Origin of the sequence: Lelliottia sp. F153 (genome assembly GCF_002870005.1) — a bacterium.
Classification (GTDB): Bacteria; Pseudomonadota; Gammaproteobacteria; order Enterobacterales; family Enterobacteriaceae; genus Enterobacter; species Enterobacter nimipressuralis.
On sequence record NZ_PKFT01000007.1, the window covers coordinates 119476 to 136038 of the forward strand.

Annotated in this window: 12 protein-coding genes; 10 read left to right on the forward strand and 2 right to left on the reverse strand. The window is 57.1% G+C overall.

The genetic code is table 11. From position 1 onward, the window contains the following. The first annotated feature begins 18 nt into the window (after positions 1 to 18). Positions 19 to 546, forward strand: a complete 528-nt coding sequence (gntK, locus tag F153LOC_RS15980) for a gluconokinase (RefSeq protein WP_100778572.1) — start codon at positions 19 to 21, stop codon at positions 544 to 546. A 3-nt stretch (positions 547 to 549) separates the two neighbouring features. Beyond that, positions 550 to 1890, forward strand: a complete 1341-nt coding sequence (gntU, locus tag F153LOC_RS15985; RefSeq protein WP_100778573.1) for a gluconate transporter — start codon at positions 550 to 552, stop codon at positions 1888 to 1890. A 166-nt stretch (positions 1891 to 2056) separates the two neighbouring features. On the opposite strand, the gene yhgN is transcribed toward gntU, so the two are convergent. Then, complete coding sequence (yhgN, locus tag F153LOC_RS15990; RefSeq protein WP_015960802.1) at positions 2057 to 2650, reverse strand: NAAT family transporter YhgN; 594 nt, start codon at positions 2648 to 2650, stop codon at positions 2057 to 2059. A 175-nt stretch (positions 2651 to 2825) separates the two neighbouring features. Here yhgN and asd point away from each other — a divergent pair, with 175 nt between their 5' ends. From asd to glgP, 6 genes are all read left to right on the forward strand, one after another. Next, complete coding sequence (asd, locus tag F153LOC_RS15995; RefSeq protein WP_100778574.1) at positions 2826 to 3932, forward strand: aspartate-semialdehyde dehydrogenase; 1107 nt, start codon at positions 2826 to 2828, stop codon at positions 3930 to 3932. Positions 3933 to 4178: 246 nt separating this feature from the next. Further along, positions 4179 to 6365 carry a 1,4-alpha-glucan branching enzyme gene (gene glgB, locus F153LOC_RS16000; protein ID WP_100778575.1) on the forward strand — a complete coding sequence of 729 codons (2187 nt, stop codon included), beginning with the start codon at positions 4179 to 4181 and terminating at the stop codon, positions 6363 to 6365. Beyond that, entirely contained in the window at positions 6362 to 8335 is a 1974-nt protein-coding gene (gene glgX / locus F153LOC_RS16005) for a glycogen debranching protein GlgX (protein ID WP_102105322.1), read from the forward strand. Before glgB ends, glgX begins: the two co-directional genes overlap by 4 nt. A 17-nt stretch (positions 8336 to 8352) precedes the next feature. Further along, positions 8353 to 9648 carry a glucose-1-phosphate adenylyltransferase gene (gene glgC / locus F153LOC_RS16010; RefSeq protein ID WP_102105323.1) on the forward strand — a complete coding sequence of 432 codons (1296 nt, stop codon included), beginning with the start codon at positions 8353 to 8355 and terminating at the stop codon, positions 9646 to 9648. Further along, a complete protein-coding gene (glgA, locus tag F153LOC_RS16015; protein ID WP_100778578.1) occupies positions 9648 to 11084 on the forward strand; it encodes a glycogen synthase GlgA in 1437 nt (478 codons plus the stop codon). The genes glgC and glgA overlap by 1 nt, the downstream gene beginning before the upstream one ends. A gap of 15 nt (positions 11085 to 11099) precedes the next feature. Further along, the gene (glgP, locus tag F153LOC_RS16020; protein ID WP_102105324.1) at positions 11100 to 13547 is read left to right on the forward strand and encodes a glycogen phosphorylase; all 2448 of its coding nucleotides are present in this window, start codon (positions 11100 to 11102) and stop codon (positions 13545 to 13547) included. Between the two features lie 69 nt (positions 13548 to 13616). Here glgP and glpD read toward each other — a convergent pair whose 3' ends face one another. Next, positions 13617 to 15125 carry a glycerol-3-phosphate dehydrogenase gene (glpD, locus tag F153LOC_RS16025; RefSeq protein WP_100778580.1) on the reverse strand — a complete coding sequence of 503 codons (1509 nt, stop codon included), beginning with the start codon at positions 15123 to 15125 and terminating at the stop codon, positions 13617 to 13619. A gap of 215 nt (positions 15126 to 15340) precedes the next feature. Here glpD and glpE point away from each other — a divergent pair, with 215 nt between their 5' ends. Next, positions 15341 to 15673 carry a thiosulfate sulfurtransferase GlpE gene (gene glpE, locus F153LOC_RS16030; protein ID WP_100778581.1) on the forward strand — a complete coding sequence of 111 codons (333 nt, stop codon included), beginning with the start codon at positions 15341 to 15343 and terminating at the stop codon, positions 15671 to 15673. A 47-nt stretch (positions 15674 to 15720) separates the two neighbouring features. Further along, positions 15721 to 16551: a rhomboid family intramembrane serine protease GlpG gene (gene glpG / locus F153LOC_RS16035; RefSeq protein ID WP_100778582.1), complete on the forward strand. Its 831-nt coding sequence runs from the start codon at positions 15721 to 15723 to the stop codon at positions 16549 to 16551. Positions 16552 to 16563 lie beyond the last annotated feature (12 nt).

The following is a 16563-nucleotide window of genomic DNA, read 5'->3' on the forward strand; positions in this document are numbered from 1 at the left end:
TTGACTGAGGGGCACCCTTTGAGCACGACAAATCTCGATCACCACGTTTACGTCCTGATGGGCGTTTCCGGTAGCGGTAAATCTGCCGTCGCCAGCGAAGTGGCGCATCAACTTCAGGCAGCGTTTCTTGATGGCGACTTCCTCCACCCGCGCAGCAACATCACTAAAATGGCCGCTGGCGAACCGCTGAACGACGACGATCGTAAGCCCTGGTTGCAGGCGCTGAACGATGCCGCGTTTGCGATGCAGCGCACCAACAAAGTGTCGCTGATTGTCTGCTCCGCGCTGAAAAAGACCTATCGCGATCTGCTGCGTGACGGTAACCCAAACCTCTCCTTTATCTATCTGAAAGGCGATTTCGACGTGATCGAAAGCCGTCTGAAAGCCCGTAAAGGCCACTTCTTCAAAACTCAGATGCTGGTCACGCAGTTTGAAGCGCTGCAGGAACCGGGTGCAGACGAAAGCGATGTTCTGATCGTCGATATCGATCAGCCGCTGGACGGTGTTGTTGCCAGCACCATTGAGGTCATTAAAAAAAGGCAGTAAGTTTTGAGTACATTAACGCTAGTTTTGACAGCCGTCGGCTCCGTTTTGCTGCTGCTGTTTTTAGTGATGAAGGCGCGTATGCATGCCTTCGTTGCTTTGATGGTGGTTTCTATTGGTGCAGGTCTCTTTTCCGGTATGCCGCTCGATAAAATCGCAGCGACAATGGAAAAAGGGATGGGAGGCACGCTGGGCTTCCTGGCGATTGTGGTCGCGCTCGGCGCGATGTTTGGCAAGATTTTGCATGAGACGGGCGCAGTCGATCAGATTGCCGTCAAGATGCTCAAATCCTTCGGCCACAGCCGCGCGCACTACGCGATTGGTCTGGCCGGTCTGATTTGCGCGCTGCCGCTGTTCTTTGAAGTGGCCGTGGTGCTGCTGATTAGCGTCGCGTTCTCCATGGCGCGTCACACGGGCACCAACCTTGTTAAGCTGGTCATTCCGCTGTTTGCGGGCGTGGCGGCGGCCGCAGCGTTCCTGCTGCCTGGGCCTGCGCCGATGCTGCTGGCGTCTCAGATGCACGCCGATTTTGGCTGGATGATTCTGATTGGTCTGTGCGCCGCGATCCCGGGGATGATTATTGCCGGGCCGCTGTGGGGCAACTTTATCAGCCGCTACGTTGAGCTGCACATTCCTGATGACATCACCGAGCCGCACCTTGGCGAAGGCAAAATGCCGTCCTTCGGCTTCAGCCTGTCGCTGATTCTGCTGCCGCTGGTGCTGGTTGGCCTCAAAACCATCGCCGCGCGCTTTGTGCCGGTCGGTTCCAGTGCTTACGAATGGTTCGAGTTTATCGGTCATCCGTTCACCGCGATTCTGGTGGCGTGTCTGGTGGCGATTTACGGCCTGGCGATGCGTCAGGGGATGCCGAAAGACCGCGTGATGGAGATCTGCGGCGCGGCGCTGCAACCGGCGGGGATTATTCTGCTGGTGATTGGCGCAGGCGGTGTGTTCAAGCAGGTGCTGGTTGATTCCGGCGTGGGCCCGGCCCTGGGCGAAGCGCTGACCGGGATGGGCTTACCGATTGCCGTGACCTGTTTCGTGCTGGCAGCCGCGGTGCGTATTATTCAGGGTTCTGCCACGGTAGCCTGTCTGACTGCGGTCGGCCTGGTGATGCCGGTGATTGAACAGCTGAACTACTCCGGTGCGCAAATGGCGGCCCTGTCTATCTGTATCGCAGGCGGCTCTATCGTGGTCTCCCACGTAAACGACGCAGGCTTCTGGCTGTTCGGTAAATTTACCGGCGCGACCGAAGCGCAAACCCTGAAAACCTGGACGCTGATGGAAACCATCCTCGGCACGACAGGCGCGATTGTTGGGATGATTGCGTTTTCGCTGCTGAGTTAAGTGCGATGTTTGTCGGGAAGGCGGCTACGCCTTACCCGACCGATAAAACGGTGATATGAAGGCCGGGTAAGCGCAAGCACTACCCGGCTTTTTTACAGCGGCTCGACACCTTCTTCAGTCCGTAAGATCAACGGAACAACGCCTTTACCCGATATACTCCTCAACCTCACCCCTTCATCCACGCCCGAATTCCATCCAGGAACATCTGCGTCGCCATCATCACCAGAATCAACCCCATCAGGCGTTCCAGCGCGTTCACCCCTTTTTCGCCCAGCAGGCGCAGGAACAGCGACGACTGCAGCAGGATGATGAAGGTCCCGCCCCAGGCGATCAGCAGAGCAATCACCAGATGGCTCATCTGATTCGGATACTGATGGGAGAGCAGCATCAGCGTTGCCAGAATGGTCGGCCCGGCGACCAGCGGGATCGCCAGCGGTACGATAAACGGCTCTTCACCCGCAGGCAGGCCGCTGCTGCTGCCTTCGGCGCTCGGGAAAATCATTTTAATGGCGATCAGGAACAGAATAATGCCGCCAGAGATCGAAACCGTCTCAGCGCGTAAATTCAGGAACGCGAGGATCTTTTCACCCGCGAACAGGAAGATAAACATCACCAGCAGCGCGATGAGCAGCTCGCGGATCATGATCGCCCGGCGGCGCTTTGGCTCGGTGTGTTTCAGCACCGACATAAAGATGGGCAGGTTCCCAAGCGGATCCATAATCAGGATCAAAAGCACCGCTGCGGAAATGATTTCAGTCATTGTATTTATCCCTGATAAACCCTGTGGTTTCTATTGTAATTAGTGGTATTACTGATCGCAGCGCAATCATTGATTAATTTCACTTGCGACTTTGGCAGCATTTTGTAATGTGAAGGCTATGCCCGTTGGATACGGGTTGACACACACAGCACACACCTCTGCAGGAACATACGCTATGAAAAACGTTGGTTTTATCGGCTGGCGCGGTATGGTCGGCTCTGTCCTCATGCAACGCATGATCGAAGAGCGCGATTTTGACGCCATCCGCCCGGTCTTCTTCTCCACTTCCCAGTTCGGGCAAGCAGCGCCCGCGTTCGGCGGTGCCTCTACGGGCACGCTTCAGGACGCCTTTAATCTGGAAGCGCTGAAGGCACTTGATATTATAGTGACCTGCCAGGGCGGCGATTATACCAACGAAATCTATCCAAAGCTTCGTGAAAGCGGCTGGCAGGGTTACTGGATTGACGCCGCGTCTTCTCTGCGTATGAAAGACGACGCGATCATTATTCTCGACCCGGTGAACCAGGGCGTGATCACCGACGGCCTGAACAACGGCGTGAAAACCTTTGTCGGCGGTAACTGTACCGTCAGCCTGATGCTGATGTCCCTGGGCGGTCTGTTCGCGCAGGATCTGGTTGAGTGGGTCTCCGTTGCCACCTATCAGGCCGCATCCGGCGGCGGCGCGCGTCATATGCGCGAACTGCTGGCACAGATGGGGCAACTGCACAGTCACGTCGCTGACGAGCTGGCGAACCCGGCCTCGGCGATTCTGGATATCGAACGCAAAGTCACCCAGCTTTCCCGCTCCGGCGAACTGCCGGTCGACAACTTCGGCGTTCCGCTGGCAGGCAGCCTGATCCCGTGGATCGACAAACAGCTCGATAACGGCCAGAGCCGCGAAGAGTGGAAAGGTCAGGCTGAGACCAACAAAATCCTCAGCACCTCTTCCGTGATCCCGGTTGACGGTCTGTGCGTGCGCGTTGGCGCGCTGCGCTGCCACAGCCAGGCCTTCACCCTTAAACTGAAAAAAGATGTGTCTATTCCGACCGTGGAAGAGCTGCTGGCTGCGCACAACCCGTGGGCGAAAGTGGTGCCAAACGATCGCGATATCACCATGCGTGAACTGACCCCAGCCGCCGTTACCGGCACGCTGACCACGCCGGTCGGTCGTCTGCGTAAGCTGAACATGGGGCCGGAGTATCTCTCGGCCTTCACCGTCGGAGACCAGCTCCTGTGGGGCGCCGCCGAGCCGCTTCGCCGCATGTTGCGACAACTGGCCTAATAATTTGCTAATACCGGGGGTGATATTCACCCCCTTTTTTTTGCGCGTAACACGGAGTCATGCGCAGAGCGTCAATTTTTATCAGGAGTCATTTCGTCGTTGGCTATGCTTTAAGGAAGAGTCATTTCTTACCTGAGGGTGGGATGGCGCAGAGAGGATGAACAATATCTGCGTCGTTCAGGTCACATTAAAAGTCGCACCGGAGCGCTTAAATAGGGCGACATTAGAAAAAACAGGATGAATACCATGTCCGATCGTATTGATAGAGACGTGATAAATGCGCTAATTGCGGGTCATTTCGCTGACCCATTTTCTGTGCTGGGTATGCACAGGACGGAGGATGGACTGGAGGTCCGCGCACTGTTGCCCGACGCCACCGAAGTGTGGGTCATTGAACCTAAAACTGGCCGCAAGGTAGGCAAGCTGGAGTGCCTTGATTCGCGCGGTTTCTTCTCAGGCGCGATCCCGCGTCGCAAAAACCTGTTCCGTTATCAGCTCGCCGTGCTCTGGCATGGTCATGAAAACCTGATTGACGATCCCTACAGTTTTGGCCCGCTGTTACAAGAGATGGACGCCTGGCTGCTCTCCGAAGGCACGCACCTTCGCCCGTACGAAACGCTGGGCGCGCATGCCGATACGATGGATGGCATCACCGGCACCCGTTTTTCCGTCTGGGCACCGAATGCGCAGCGCGTGTCGGTGGTCGGGCAGTTCAACTACTGGGACGGTCGCCGCCACCCGATGCGCCTGCGGCGTGAATCGGGGATCTGGGAGCTGTTTATCCCCGGCGCGCACAACGGCCAGCTCTACAAATTCGAAATGATCGATGCCCACGGTCAGCTGCGGGTCAAAGCCGATCCTTACGCCTTCGAAGCGCAAATGCGCCCGGACACCGCGTCGCTGATTTGCGGTCTGCCGGAGAAAATCGTACAGACCGAAGAGCGCAAACAGGCTAACCGCTTCGATGCGCCAATCTCTATTTATGAAGTCCACCTCGGCTCGTGGCGTCGCCACACGGACAACAATTTCTGGCTGAGCTATCGCGAACTGGCGGACCAGCTGGTGCCCTACGCCAAATGGATGGGCTTTACCCATCTGGAGCTGCTGCCGATTAACGAGCACCCGTTCGACGGCAGCTGGGGCTATCAGCCGACCGGCCTTTACGCACCGACGCGCCGCTTCGGCACCCGCGATGACTTCCGCTATTTCATCAACGCCGCCCATGCTGCCGGACTCAGCGTGATCCTCGACTGGGTGCCAGGCCATTTCCCGACGGATGATTTTGGTCTCTCTCAGTTTGATGGCACCAATCTTTACGAGCACAGCGATCCGCGCGAAGGCTTCCATCAGGACTGGAACACCCTGATTTACAACTATGGTCGTCGCGAAGTGGCGAACTATCTGGTGGGCAACGCCCTGTACTGGATTGAACGTTTTGGTATCGACGCTCTGCGCGTGGACGCCGTGGCGTCGATGATCTATCGCGACTACAGCCGCAAAGAGGGCGAGTGGATCCCGAACGAATACGGGGGCCGCGAAAACCTCGAAGCCATTGAATTCCTGCGCAGCACTAACCGCATTCTCGGCGAGCAGGTCGAAGGCGCGGTGACGATGGCCGAAGAGTCGACCGACTTCCCCGGCGTATCGCGTCCGCCAGCCATGGGCGGGCTGGGTTTCTGGTACAAGTGGAACCTGGGCTGGATGCACGACACCCTCGACTATTTCAAACTCGATCCGGTCTATCGTCAGTATCACCACGACAAACTGACCTTCGGGATGCTCTACAACAACACCGAAAACTTTGTTCTGCCGCTCTCTCACGATGAAGTGGTGCACGGCAAAAAATCGATTCTCGACCGCATGCCGGGCGATGCGTGGCAGCGCTTTGCCAACCTGCGTGCCTACTATGGCTGGTTGTTTGCCTTCCCGGGCAAAAAGCTGCTGTTTATGGGCAACGAATTCGCTCAGGGCCGCGAGTGGAACCATGATGCGAGCCTCGACTGGCATCTGCTGGAAGGCGGCGACAACTGGCATCACGGCGTTCAGCGCCTGGTGCGCGACCTCAACCTGACCTATCGCCATCACAAAGCCCTGCACGAGCTGGACTTTGACTCCTACGGCTTTGAGTGGCTGGTGGTGGATGACCACGAGCGCTCGGTGTTTATCTTCGTGCGCCGCGATCGGGAAGGGAATGAAATCATCGTCGCCAGCAACTTTACGCCGGTGCCGCGCCAGAACTATCGCTTCGGCATCAATCAGCCGGGCAGATGGCGTGAAATTCTCAACACCGACTCCAGCCACTACCACGGCAGTAACGCCGGTAACGGCGGCAGCGTTCATAGCGATGAGTGGGAAAGCCACGGGCGTCCAAACTCTCTGAGCCTCACGCTGCCACCGCTGTCGACAATCTGGCTGGTTCGGGAGGGCGAATGACGCAACTCACGGCAGGCAAACCCGCTCCGCTTGGGGCAACGTTTGACGGCAAAGGGGTGAATTTCACCCTCTTTACCGCCCACGCAGAACGGGTGGAACTCTGTGTGTTTGACGGTGAGGGTAATGAGTACCGCTACGATCTGCCGGAACGCAGCGGGGACATCTGGCATGGCTATCTGGCCGACGGACGGCCCGGACTGCACTACGGTTTTCGTGTGCACGGCCCGTGGGAGCCGGGGCAGGGGCTACGATTTAATCCGGCCAAATTACTCGTCGACCCTTGCGCCCTGCGCGTCGAGGGAGAGGTCACCGATAACCCGCTCTATTTTGATGGCGACCACGAACCCGAGCCTCGCGACAGCGCGGCGATTGCGCCAAAAAGCGTGGTGGTGAGCGATGCTTACGACTGGGAAGATGACGCCCCGCCCGCGACGCCGTGGGGCAGTACGGTTATCTACGAAGCCCACGTCAAAGGGCTGACGTATCTGCATCCGGCGATCCCGCAGGAGATCCGCGGCACCTACAAGGCGCTCGCTCATCCGGTGATGATTGCCTATCTCAAACACCTGGGCGTCACCGCGCTGGAGCTGCTCCCGGTGGCCCACTTTGCCTCCGAGCCGCGCCTGCTGCGCCTGGGGCTGACCAACTACTGGGGCTACAACCCGCTGGCGATGTTTGCTCTCGATCCGCGCTACGCCTCACATCCGGAACGCGCCAGAGATGAGTTTCGCGATGCGGTAAAAGCGCTGCATCAGGCCGGTATCGAAGTGATTCTGGATGTGGTGTTGAACCACAGCGCGGAGCTGGATCTCGACGGACCGACGCTCTCAATGCGCGGAATCGATAACCGTAGCTATTATTGGATTAGGGAGGATGGTGATTATCACAACTGGACCGGTTGCGGTAACACGCTCAACCTCAGTCATCCGGCGGTGGCAGACTTTGCTTATCACTGCCTGAAATCCTGGGTCGAGACCTTCCATATCGACGGTTTCCGCTTCGATCTGGCGTCTGTGATGGGCCGAACGCCTGCGTTCAGCCAGCAGGCTCCCTTGTTTGAAGCCATTAAAAACTGTCCGGTGCTGTCGCGCGTCAAACTGATTGCTGAGCCGTGGGATATCGGTGACGGCGGTTATCAGGTGGGGAACTTCCCGCCGCTGTTTGCCGAGTGGAACGATCGTTTCCGCGATGCCACGCGCCGTTTTTGGCTGGAAAAAAATCTCTCTCTTGGCGACTTCGCCGGGCGGTTTGCGGCGTCCAGTGATGTGTTCAGGAAGAGTGGCAGAGCACCGTCGGCCAGCGTCAATCTGGTGACGGCGCACGACGGCTTTACCCTTCGCGACTGTGTTTGTTTCAATCAGAAACACAATGAGGCAAACGGCGAAGAAAACCGCGATGGGACTAACAATAACCATAGCTTTAATCATGGTATAGAAGGGTTAGGCGGCAGTCAGGATGTTATCGAGCGGCGTCGCGCCAGCGTGCATGCGCTGCTGACTTCGCTGTTGCTCTCGCAAGGGACGCCAATGCTGCTGGCGGGTGATGAGTTTGGTCATAGCCAGCACGGCAATAACAATGCTTATTGCCAGGATAACGCGCTGACCTGGCTCGACTGGGAACAGGCAAACACGGGGTTAACGCACTTTGCAGCGGCCTTGATCCATCTTCGGCAACAGATCCCGGCACTCACGGCGGATCGCTGGTGGGAAGAGGGAGACGGCAACGTCAGCTGGCTGAATAAAGAGGCGCAACCGCTGAGTGCGCACGAGTGGCAGTACGGTATTCCCTGCCTGCAAATCCTGCTTTCGGATAACTGGCTAATCACGTTAAACGCGACGAACGATGTCGCAGAGATTGTTTTACCTCACGGGGAATGGCGCGCCATTTCCCCCTTTGCCGGAGTGGATAATCCGGTGGTAATGGCTGTCTGGCACGGGCCTGCACACGGAGTGTGCGTATTCCAAAGATGATAAAAAAGGAGTTAGTCATGGTGAGATTAGAGAAGAACGATCCCTTGATGTTGGCGCGCCAGTTACCCTTAAAAACGGTCGCGCTGATACTTGCTGGTGGACGTGGTACCCGTCTGAAAGATTTGACAATCAAGCGTGCTAAGCCTGCCGTTCACTTTGGTGGTAAGTTCCGTATTATCGATTTTGCATTATCCAACTGCCTGAACTCCGGTATTCGCCGTATCGGCGTGATTACTCAGTATCAGTCGCACACCCTGGTGCAGCACATCCAGCGCGGCTGGTCATTTTTCAGCGAAGAGATGAACGAGTTTGTCGATCTGCTTCCGGCGCAGCAGCGCGTACACGGTGAAAACTGGTATCGCGGCACGGCTGATGCGGTGACGCAAAACCTCGACATCATTCGCCGCTACGGCGCGGAATACATCGTGATCCTCGCGGGCGACCATATCTATAAGCAAGACTACTCGCACATGCTCATCGACCACGTCGAAAAAGGGGCGCGTTGCACCGTGGCGTGTCTGCCGGTGCCCGTTGCTGAAGCGACGGCGTTCGGCGTCATGGACGTGGACGAGAATGACAAGATTATCGATTTCGTCGAGAAACCGGCCAACCCGCCGACCATGCCGACGGACGCCACCAAATCCCTCGCCAGTATGGGCATCTATATCTTTGATGCCGATTACCTTTATGAACTGCTGGAAGAGGACGACAAGGACGAGAATTCGAGCCACGACTTCGGCAAAGATATCATCCCGAAAATCACCAAAGCTGGCATGGCTTATGCACATCCCTTCCCGCTGTCCTGCGTGCAGTCTGACCCGGATGCCGAGCCGTACTGGCGCGACGTGGGTACGCTTGAAGCGTACTGGAAGGCGAACCTCGATTTAGCCTCCGTCACCCCGGAACTGGATATGTACGACCAGAACTGGCCGATTCGCACGCACATGGAATCGCTGCCGCCGGCCAAATTTGTGCAGGATCGTTCCGGTAGCCACGGCATGACGCTGAACTCGCTGGTGTCGGGCGGGTGCATTATTTCTGGCTCAGTGGTGGTGCAGTCGGTGCTCTTCCCGCGCGTGCGGGTGAACTCCTTCTGCAATATCGATTCGTCGGTACTGCTACCGGATGTGTGGGTGGGGCGCTCGTGTCGTTTGCGTCGCTGTGTTATCGACCGTGCCTGTGTGATCCCGGAAGGGATGGTGATTGGAGAGAATGCGGAGGAAGACGCTCGCCGCTTCTACCGCTCAGAAGAAGGCATCGTGCTGGTCACGCGCGAAATGCTGCGCAAACTGCAGGTCAAACAGGAGCGATAATGCAGGTTTTACATGTATGTTCTGAGATGTTCCCGCTGCTGAAAACGGGCGGGCTGGCGGATGTACTGGGCGCACTCCCGGCGGCGCAAATTGCGGAAGGTATCGACACCCGCGTGCTGCTGCCGGCTTTTCCTGATCTCCGCCGTGGCATTCCCGACGCGCAGGTGGTGAGCCGTCGCGACACGTTCGCCGGGCGCATCACCCTGCTGTTTGGCCATTACAATGGCGTCGGCATTTATCTGATTGATGCGCCGCATTTGTACGATCGTCCAGGGAGCCCGTACCACGATACGAACTTATTCGCCTATACGGACAACGTGCTGCGTTTTGCGTTGCTCGGGTGGGTGGGCGCTGAAATGGCGGTCGGACTCGATCCCTTCTGGCGCCCGGAGATCGTCCACGCGCACGACTGGCACGCAGGGCTGGCTCCCGCCTATCTGGCGGCGCGCGGCCACCCGGCAAAGTCGGTCTTTACGGTGCACAACCTGGCGTATCAGGGCATGTACTACGCCCATCATATGAATGACATCGATCTGCCATGGTCGTTCTATAACATGCACGGGCTGGAGTTTAACGGTCAGATTTCGTTCCTGAAAGCGGGGCTGTACTACGCCGATCACATCACGGCGGTCAGCCCGACTTACGCACGCGAAATCACCGAGCCGGAGTTTGGCTACGGCATGGAAGGGCTGTTGCGTCAGCGTCATCGCGAAGGACGCCTGTCGGGGATCCTCAACGGCGTGGATGAAAAAATCTGGAGTCCGGAAACGGACCTTTTGCTGGCCTCGCGCTACAACCGTGATTCGGTGGAAGACAAAGCGGAAAACAAACGCCAGCTGCAGATTGCGATGGGGCTGAAGGTGAACGACAAAGTGCCGCTATTCGCCGTGGTCAGCCGCCTGACCAGCCAGAAAGGGCTGGATCTGGTGCTGGAAGCGCTGCCGGGGCTGCTGGAGCAGGGCGGTCAACTGGCGCTGCTGGGGGCAGGCGATCCGGTGTTGCAGGAAGGTTTCCTTGCCGCTGCCGCCGAACATCCGGGGCAGGTCGGCGTGCAGATTGGTTATCACGAGGCGTTCTCGCACCGCATTATGGGCGGCGCGGATGTCATCCTGGTGCCAAGCCGCTTTGAGCCGTGTGGCTTAACCCAGCTGTATGGACTCAAGTACGGCACGCTGCCGCTGGTGCGCCGCACCGGTGGGCTGGCCGATACCGTATCGGATACGTCGCTGGAGAATCTGGCGGACGGCATCGCCACCGGTTTTGCCTTTGAAGACAGCAATGCCTGGTCGCTGCTGCGGGCGATTCGGCGGGCATTTGTTCTGTGGTCGCGTCCCTCTTTGTGGCGTTTCGTGCAACGCCAGGCGATGGCGATGGACTTTAGCTGGCACGTTGCGGCGCAGTCGTACCGCGATCTTTATCAACGCTTGATGTCATAAGGCGGAGTCACTGATATGAATGCACCTTTTAGTTATGCATCCCCGACACTTAGCGTAGAGGCGTTAAAGCATTCCATCGCCTATAAGCTGATGTTTACCATCGGGAAAGATCCGGTGATCGCCAACAAGCACGAGTGGCTGAACGCCACGCTGTTTGCCGTGCGTGACCGTCTGGTCGAACGCTGGCTGCGCTCGAACCGCGCCCAGCTCTCGCAGGAAACCCGTCAGGTCTACTACCTGTCGATGGAGTTTTTGATTGGCCGCACCCTTTCCAACGCGCTGTTATCGCTCGGGATTTACGACGATGTCAAAAACGCACTGGAAGAGATGGGGTTAGATTTAGAAGAGCTGATTGATGAAGAGAACGACCCCGGTTTAGGCAACGGTGGTCTGGGCCGTCTGGCGGCGTGCTTCCTCGATTCGCTGGCGACGCTGGCCCTACCGGGGCGCGGGTACGGGATTCGCTACGATTACGGCATGTTCAAGCAGAACATCGTCGACGGGCGGCAGAAAGAGTCGCCGGATTACTGGCTGGAGTACGGCAATCCGTGGGAATTTAAACGCCACAATACGCGCTACAAAGTGCGCTTTGGTGGCCGCGTGCAGCTCGAAGGCAAAAAGAGCCGCTGGCTGGAGACCGAAGAGATCCTGGCAGTCGCTTACGATCAGATTATCCCCGGCTATGACACCGATGCCACCAATACATTGCGTCTGTGGAACGCCCAGGCCAGTAGCGAAATCAACCTCGGTAAATTCAACCAGGGCGACTACTTCGCGGCGGTGGAAGACAAAAACCACTCCGAAAACGTGTCACGCGTGCTGTATCCGGATGACTCCACCTACTCCGGGCGCGAACTGCGTCTGCGTCAGGAGTATTTCCTGGTATCGTCGACTATCCAGGACATTTTGAGCCGCCACTATCAGCTGCACAAAACCTACAACAACCTGGCCGAAAAGACCGCAGTTCACCTCAACGACACCCACCCGGTGCTGTCGATTCCCGAACTGATGCGCCTGCTGATGGATGAGCACAAGTTCAGCTGGGACGAGGCGTTCGAAGTGACCTGTCAGGTGTTCTCTTACACCAACCATACGCTGATGAGCGAAGCGCTGGAGACCTGGCCGGTCGACATGCTCGGCAAGATCCTGCCGCGCCATCTGCAGATCATCTTTGAAATTAACGACTACTTCCTGAAAACGCTCCAGGAGCAATATCCGAACGACACCGGGCTGTTGAGCCGCACGTCGATTATCGATGAGTCCAATGGCCGTCGCGTGCGTATGGCGTGGCTGGCGGTGGTGATCAGCCACAAGGTGAACGGGGTGTCCGAGCTGCACTCGAACCTGATGGTGCAGTCGCTGTTTGCTGACTTCGCGAAAATCTTCCCGATGCGCTTCTGCAACGTCACTAACGGCGTCACGCCTCGCCGTTGGCTGGCGCTGGCGAACCAACCGCTCTCAGAGGTGCTGGACGAAAACATCGGTCGCACCTGGCGTACCGATCTCAGTCAACTGAGCGAACTGGAACAGCACGCCGATTTCCCGACGGTGAACAAAGCGGTACGCGACGCCAAGCTGCTGAACAAAAAGCGCCTCGCGGTGTACATGGCTCAGCACCTGAACGTCATCGCGAATCCGAAAGCGCTGTTTGACGTGCAGATTAAACGTATTCACGAGTACAAACGTCAGCTGATGAACGTGCTGCATGTGATCACCCGCTACAACCGCATCAAAGCCGATCCGACGGCGGAGTGGGTGCCGCGTGTGAACATTTTTGCCGGTAAGGCCGCCTCGGCGTACTACATGGCGAAGCACATCATTCACCTCATCAACGACGTGGCGAAGGTGATCAACAACGATCCGCAGATTGGCGACAAACTGAAGATCGTCTTCATTCCCAACTACAGCGTGAGCCTGGCGCAGCTGATCATTCCGGCGGCGGATCTCTCCGAGCAGATTTCGCTCGCGGGGACCGAGGCGTCCGGGACCAGTAACATGAAGTTTGCACTGAACGGCGCGCTGACCATCGGCACGCTGGACGGTGCTAACGTCGAGATGCTGGAGCACGTCGGTGCGGACAATATCTTTATCTTCGGGAATACGGCGGAAGAGGTGGAGGAGCTGCGCAAGCAGGGCTACAAACCACGCGAGTATTACGAGCAGGATGAAGAGCTGCGCGAAGTGCTGACGCAGATTGCCACCGGCCTGTTTAACCCGGAAGAGCCTGGCCGCTATCGCGATCTGGTGGATTCCCTGATTAACTTCGGCGATCACTATCAGGTGCTGGCGGATTATCGCAGCTATGTGGATTGCCAGGACAAGGTGGACGAGCTGTATCGCCATCAGGAGGAGTGGGCCACCAAAGCGATGCTCAATATCGCCAACATGGGCTATTTCTCATCCGACAGGACCATCAAAGAGTATGCCGAGACCATTTGGCATATCGATCCGGTACGGTTGTAAATGCAAAACGGCAACGTAAGTTGCCGTTTTTTATGTCTTCGCCCTCACGCTGTGTGGGAGGGCGGGGCATTACGATGCCAGTGACAATTTACGCTTTCCCGCATGTTGGGCCAGCCACTGCGCCACGCGCGATTGCTGCTCCGCATCCAGCCACATCCCCTCTTTGGTACGACGCCAGATGGCATCGTCCAGACGGCGCACCCACTCGTGCTCGACCAGGTAACGCAGCTCCGCTTCATACAACTCATGACCAAAATGTTCACCGAGATCGGCGAGCGTTTTCGCTTCCCCCAGAATCCACTCGGTATTGCTACCGTAAGTGCGCGCGTAATGGCGTGCCATGGATTCGGTAATAAACGGATAACGGCGGCGCAGTTTTGCCGCAAAGTCATCGCGGTCGCTGCCGATATCACCGCCAGGCAGCGTCGCGCCTTTGGTCCACGCCGGGCCGATACCTTTGTAGTACGGCGTCAGTTTTTCCAGCGCATGTTCCGCCAGCTTACGGTAGGTCGTCAGCTTGCCGCCAAAGACCGACAGCAGCGGCGCCTGGCCGTCAACGTCATGAATATCGAGCGTATAGTCACGGGTGATCGCCTGCGGGGAATCAGATTCGTCATCGCACAGCGGACGCACGCCGGAGTAAGTCCAGACCACGTCATCGCGGCCCAGCTGTTTCTTAAAGTGGGCGTTATAGACTTTCAGCAGGTAGCCGATTTCGCTCTCGTCGATTTCAACGTTCTTCGGATCGCCTTTGTACTCCACGTCGGTGGTGCCGATGATTGAAAACTCGTCCATCCACGGGATCACAAACACGATACGCTTATCTTCGTTTTGCAGGATGTAGGCCTGCTTCTGGGTGTGTACGCGCGGAACAACGATATGGCTGCCCTTGATCAGGCGGATGCCGTACGGCGAAGGCAATTTCATGCCGTCGTCAAAGAACTGTTTCACCCACGGGCCAGTGGCGTTCACCAGGCCGCGCGCCTGCCAGCTGAATTTCTCGCCGGTATCGATATCTTCGGCTTCCACAATCCACAGCCCGTTTTCACGGCGTGCAGCGGTGGCGCGAGTGCGGGTTTTCACCTCGCCGTCTTTCTTTACGACCATCTGGGCGTTCGCCAGCACCAGACGCGCATCGTCTACCCAGCAGTCGGAATATTCGAATCCGCGCACGATTTCCGGTTTCAGAACCGATTCTGAGCCAAAACGCAAACCAGTCGATCCCGGCAGACTGGTACGTTTACCCAGATGATCGTACATAAACAGACCAATTCGGATCATCCATGCCGGACGAAGATGCGGGCGATGAGGCAGACGGAAACGCATCGGAATCGCCAGGTGAGGGGCCATTTTCAGCAGCACTTCACGCTCCGCCAGCGCTTCGCTGACCAGGCGGAACTCGTAGTGCTCAAGGTAGCGCAGGCCACCGTGGATCAGTTTGGAGCTGGCGGACGACGTCGCGCAGGCGAGATCGTTGGCTTCCAGCATCAGTACAGATAATCCGCGTCCTGCAGCATCCGCCGCAATACCGGCACCGTTAATGCCACCGCCTATCACAATCAGATCTTTGGTTTCCATATCACCCTCACGCACTTTCGTTAAAGCTCAGAAATGTTCGATATCGCTCATAATAGCAAAGGAACGCTCTTTTGGTAACATCAAAAAAACAATTTTGAGTGATAGAGATAACATAATGGCGTTTCGCCGCCGCCAGGACGTACACTACGGGGTAAAATAGTTTTCCCCTCTTCCTGCGGGAGAGCGCACCAAACCTGAAAAACGAAGAGAATCGAATGGAACAGTTTGAATGCATTAATGTAGAAGAAGCCCATCAGAAGATGCACCAGGGAAAGGCGGTGCTGGTGGATATCCGCGATCCGCAAAGTTTTGCGATGGGCCACACGCCGGGCGCGTTTCATCTGACGAACGATAGCCTGGGCGCGTTTATGCGCGATAACGATTTTGAAACGCCAGTGATGGTGATGTGCTACCACGGCAACAGCAGTAAAGGTGCCGCGCAATACCTGCTCCAGCAGGGTTATGACGCGGTATACAGCGTCGATGGCGGCTTCGACGCCTGGCATCGTCATTTTCCGGCGGAAGTAGAACACGCCTTTGGCGGCTGACGCAGTTATACTGTCCTCTTTTGTACGGAAATAAGCGACTGCCGCCCATGTTGATGATTACCTCTTTTACGAACCCGCGCGTCGCTCAGGCGTTTGTCGATTATATGGCGACGCAGGGTGTGATCCTGACGATTCAACAGCATACGCAAACCGATGTCTGGCTTGCTGATGAAAGCCAGGCGAATTTTGTTAACACCGAGCTGGCGCGCTTTCTTGAAAACCCTGCGGACCCGCGCTATCTGGCGGCCAGCTGGACCTCCGGCCATACGGACAGCGGGCTGCATTATCAGCGTTTCCCTTTCTTAGCCACCGTGCGCGAGCGCGCCGGGCCGTTTACCCTGCTGCTGATGGCGGCCTGTATTCTGGTGTTTATCATCATGAACGTGGTGGGCGATCAGCAGGTGATGATTGCCCTGGCCTGGCCGTATGACGCTTCGGTGCAGTTTGACGTCTGGCGTTACTTCAGCCATGCCCTGATGCACTTCTCGGTGCTGCATATCCTCTTTAACCTGCTGTGGTGGTGGTATCTCGGTGGTGCCGTTGAGAAGCGCCTCGGCACCGGTAAACTTGTCGTCATCACCGTGATCAGCGCCCTGCTGAGCGGCTATGTGCAGCACAAGTTTAGCGGCCCGTGGTTCGGCGGTTTGTCCGGCGTGGTGTATGCGTTAATGGGCTATGTCTGGCTGCGCGGCGAGCGCGACCCACAAAGCGGCATCTATCTGCAACGCGGGTTAATCACCTTTGCATTAATATGGCTCATTGCCGGATGGTTTGATCTGTTTGGTATGTCTATCGCCAATGGCGCACACGTTGCCGGGCTGGGCGTGGGGCTGGTGATGGCCTTTGCTGATACGCTGAATGCGCGAAAACGAACATAATTCCCAGGGATA

What these genes read in the sequence shown, in the direction of transcription:
- yhgN (WP_015960802.1), bottom strand. Translation starts at nt 2,650, where the DNA reads ATGACTGAAATCATTTCCGCAGCGGTGCTTTTGATCCTGATTATGGAT.
- asd (WP_100778574.1), top strand. Translation starts at nt 2,826, where the DNA reads ATGAAAAACGTTGGTTTTATCGGCTGGCGCGGTATGGTCGGCTCTGTC.
- glgB (WP_100778575.1), top strand. Translation starts at nt 4,179, where the DNA reads ATGTCCGATCGTATTGATAGAGACGTGATAAATGCGCTAATTGCGGGT.
- glgX (WP_102105322.1), top strand. Translation starts at nt 6,362, where the DNA reads ATGACGCAACTCACGGCAGGCAAACCCGCTCCGCTTGGGGCAACGTTT.
- glgC (WP_102105323.1), top strand. Translation starts at nt 8,353, where the DNA reads ATGGTGAGATTAGAGAAGAACGATCCCTTGATGTTGGCGCGCCAGTTA.
- glgA (WP_100778578.1), top strand. Translation starts at nt 9,648, where the DNA reads ATGCAGGTTTTACATGTATGTTCTGAGATGTTCCCGCTGCTGAAAACG.
- glgP (WP_102105324.1), top strand. Translation starts at nt 11,100, where the DNA reads ATGAATGCACCTTTTAGTTATGCATCCCCGACACTTAGCGTAGAGGCG.
- glpD (WP_100778580.1), bottom strand. Translation starts at nt 15,125, where the DNA reads ATGGAAACCAAAGATCTGATTGTGATAGGCGGTGGCATTAACGGTGCC.
- glpE (WP_100778581.1), top strand. Translation starts at nt 15,341, where the DNA reads ATGGAACAGTTTGAATGCATTAATGTAGAAGAAGCCCATCAGAAGATG.
- glpG (WP_100778582.1), top strand. Translation starts at nt 15,721, where the DNA reads ATGTTGATGATTACCTCTTTTACGAACCCGCGCGTCGCTCAGGCGTTT.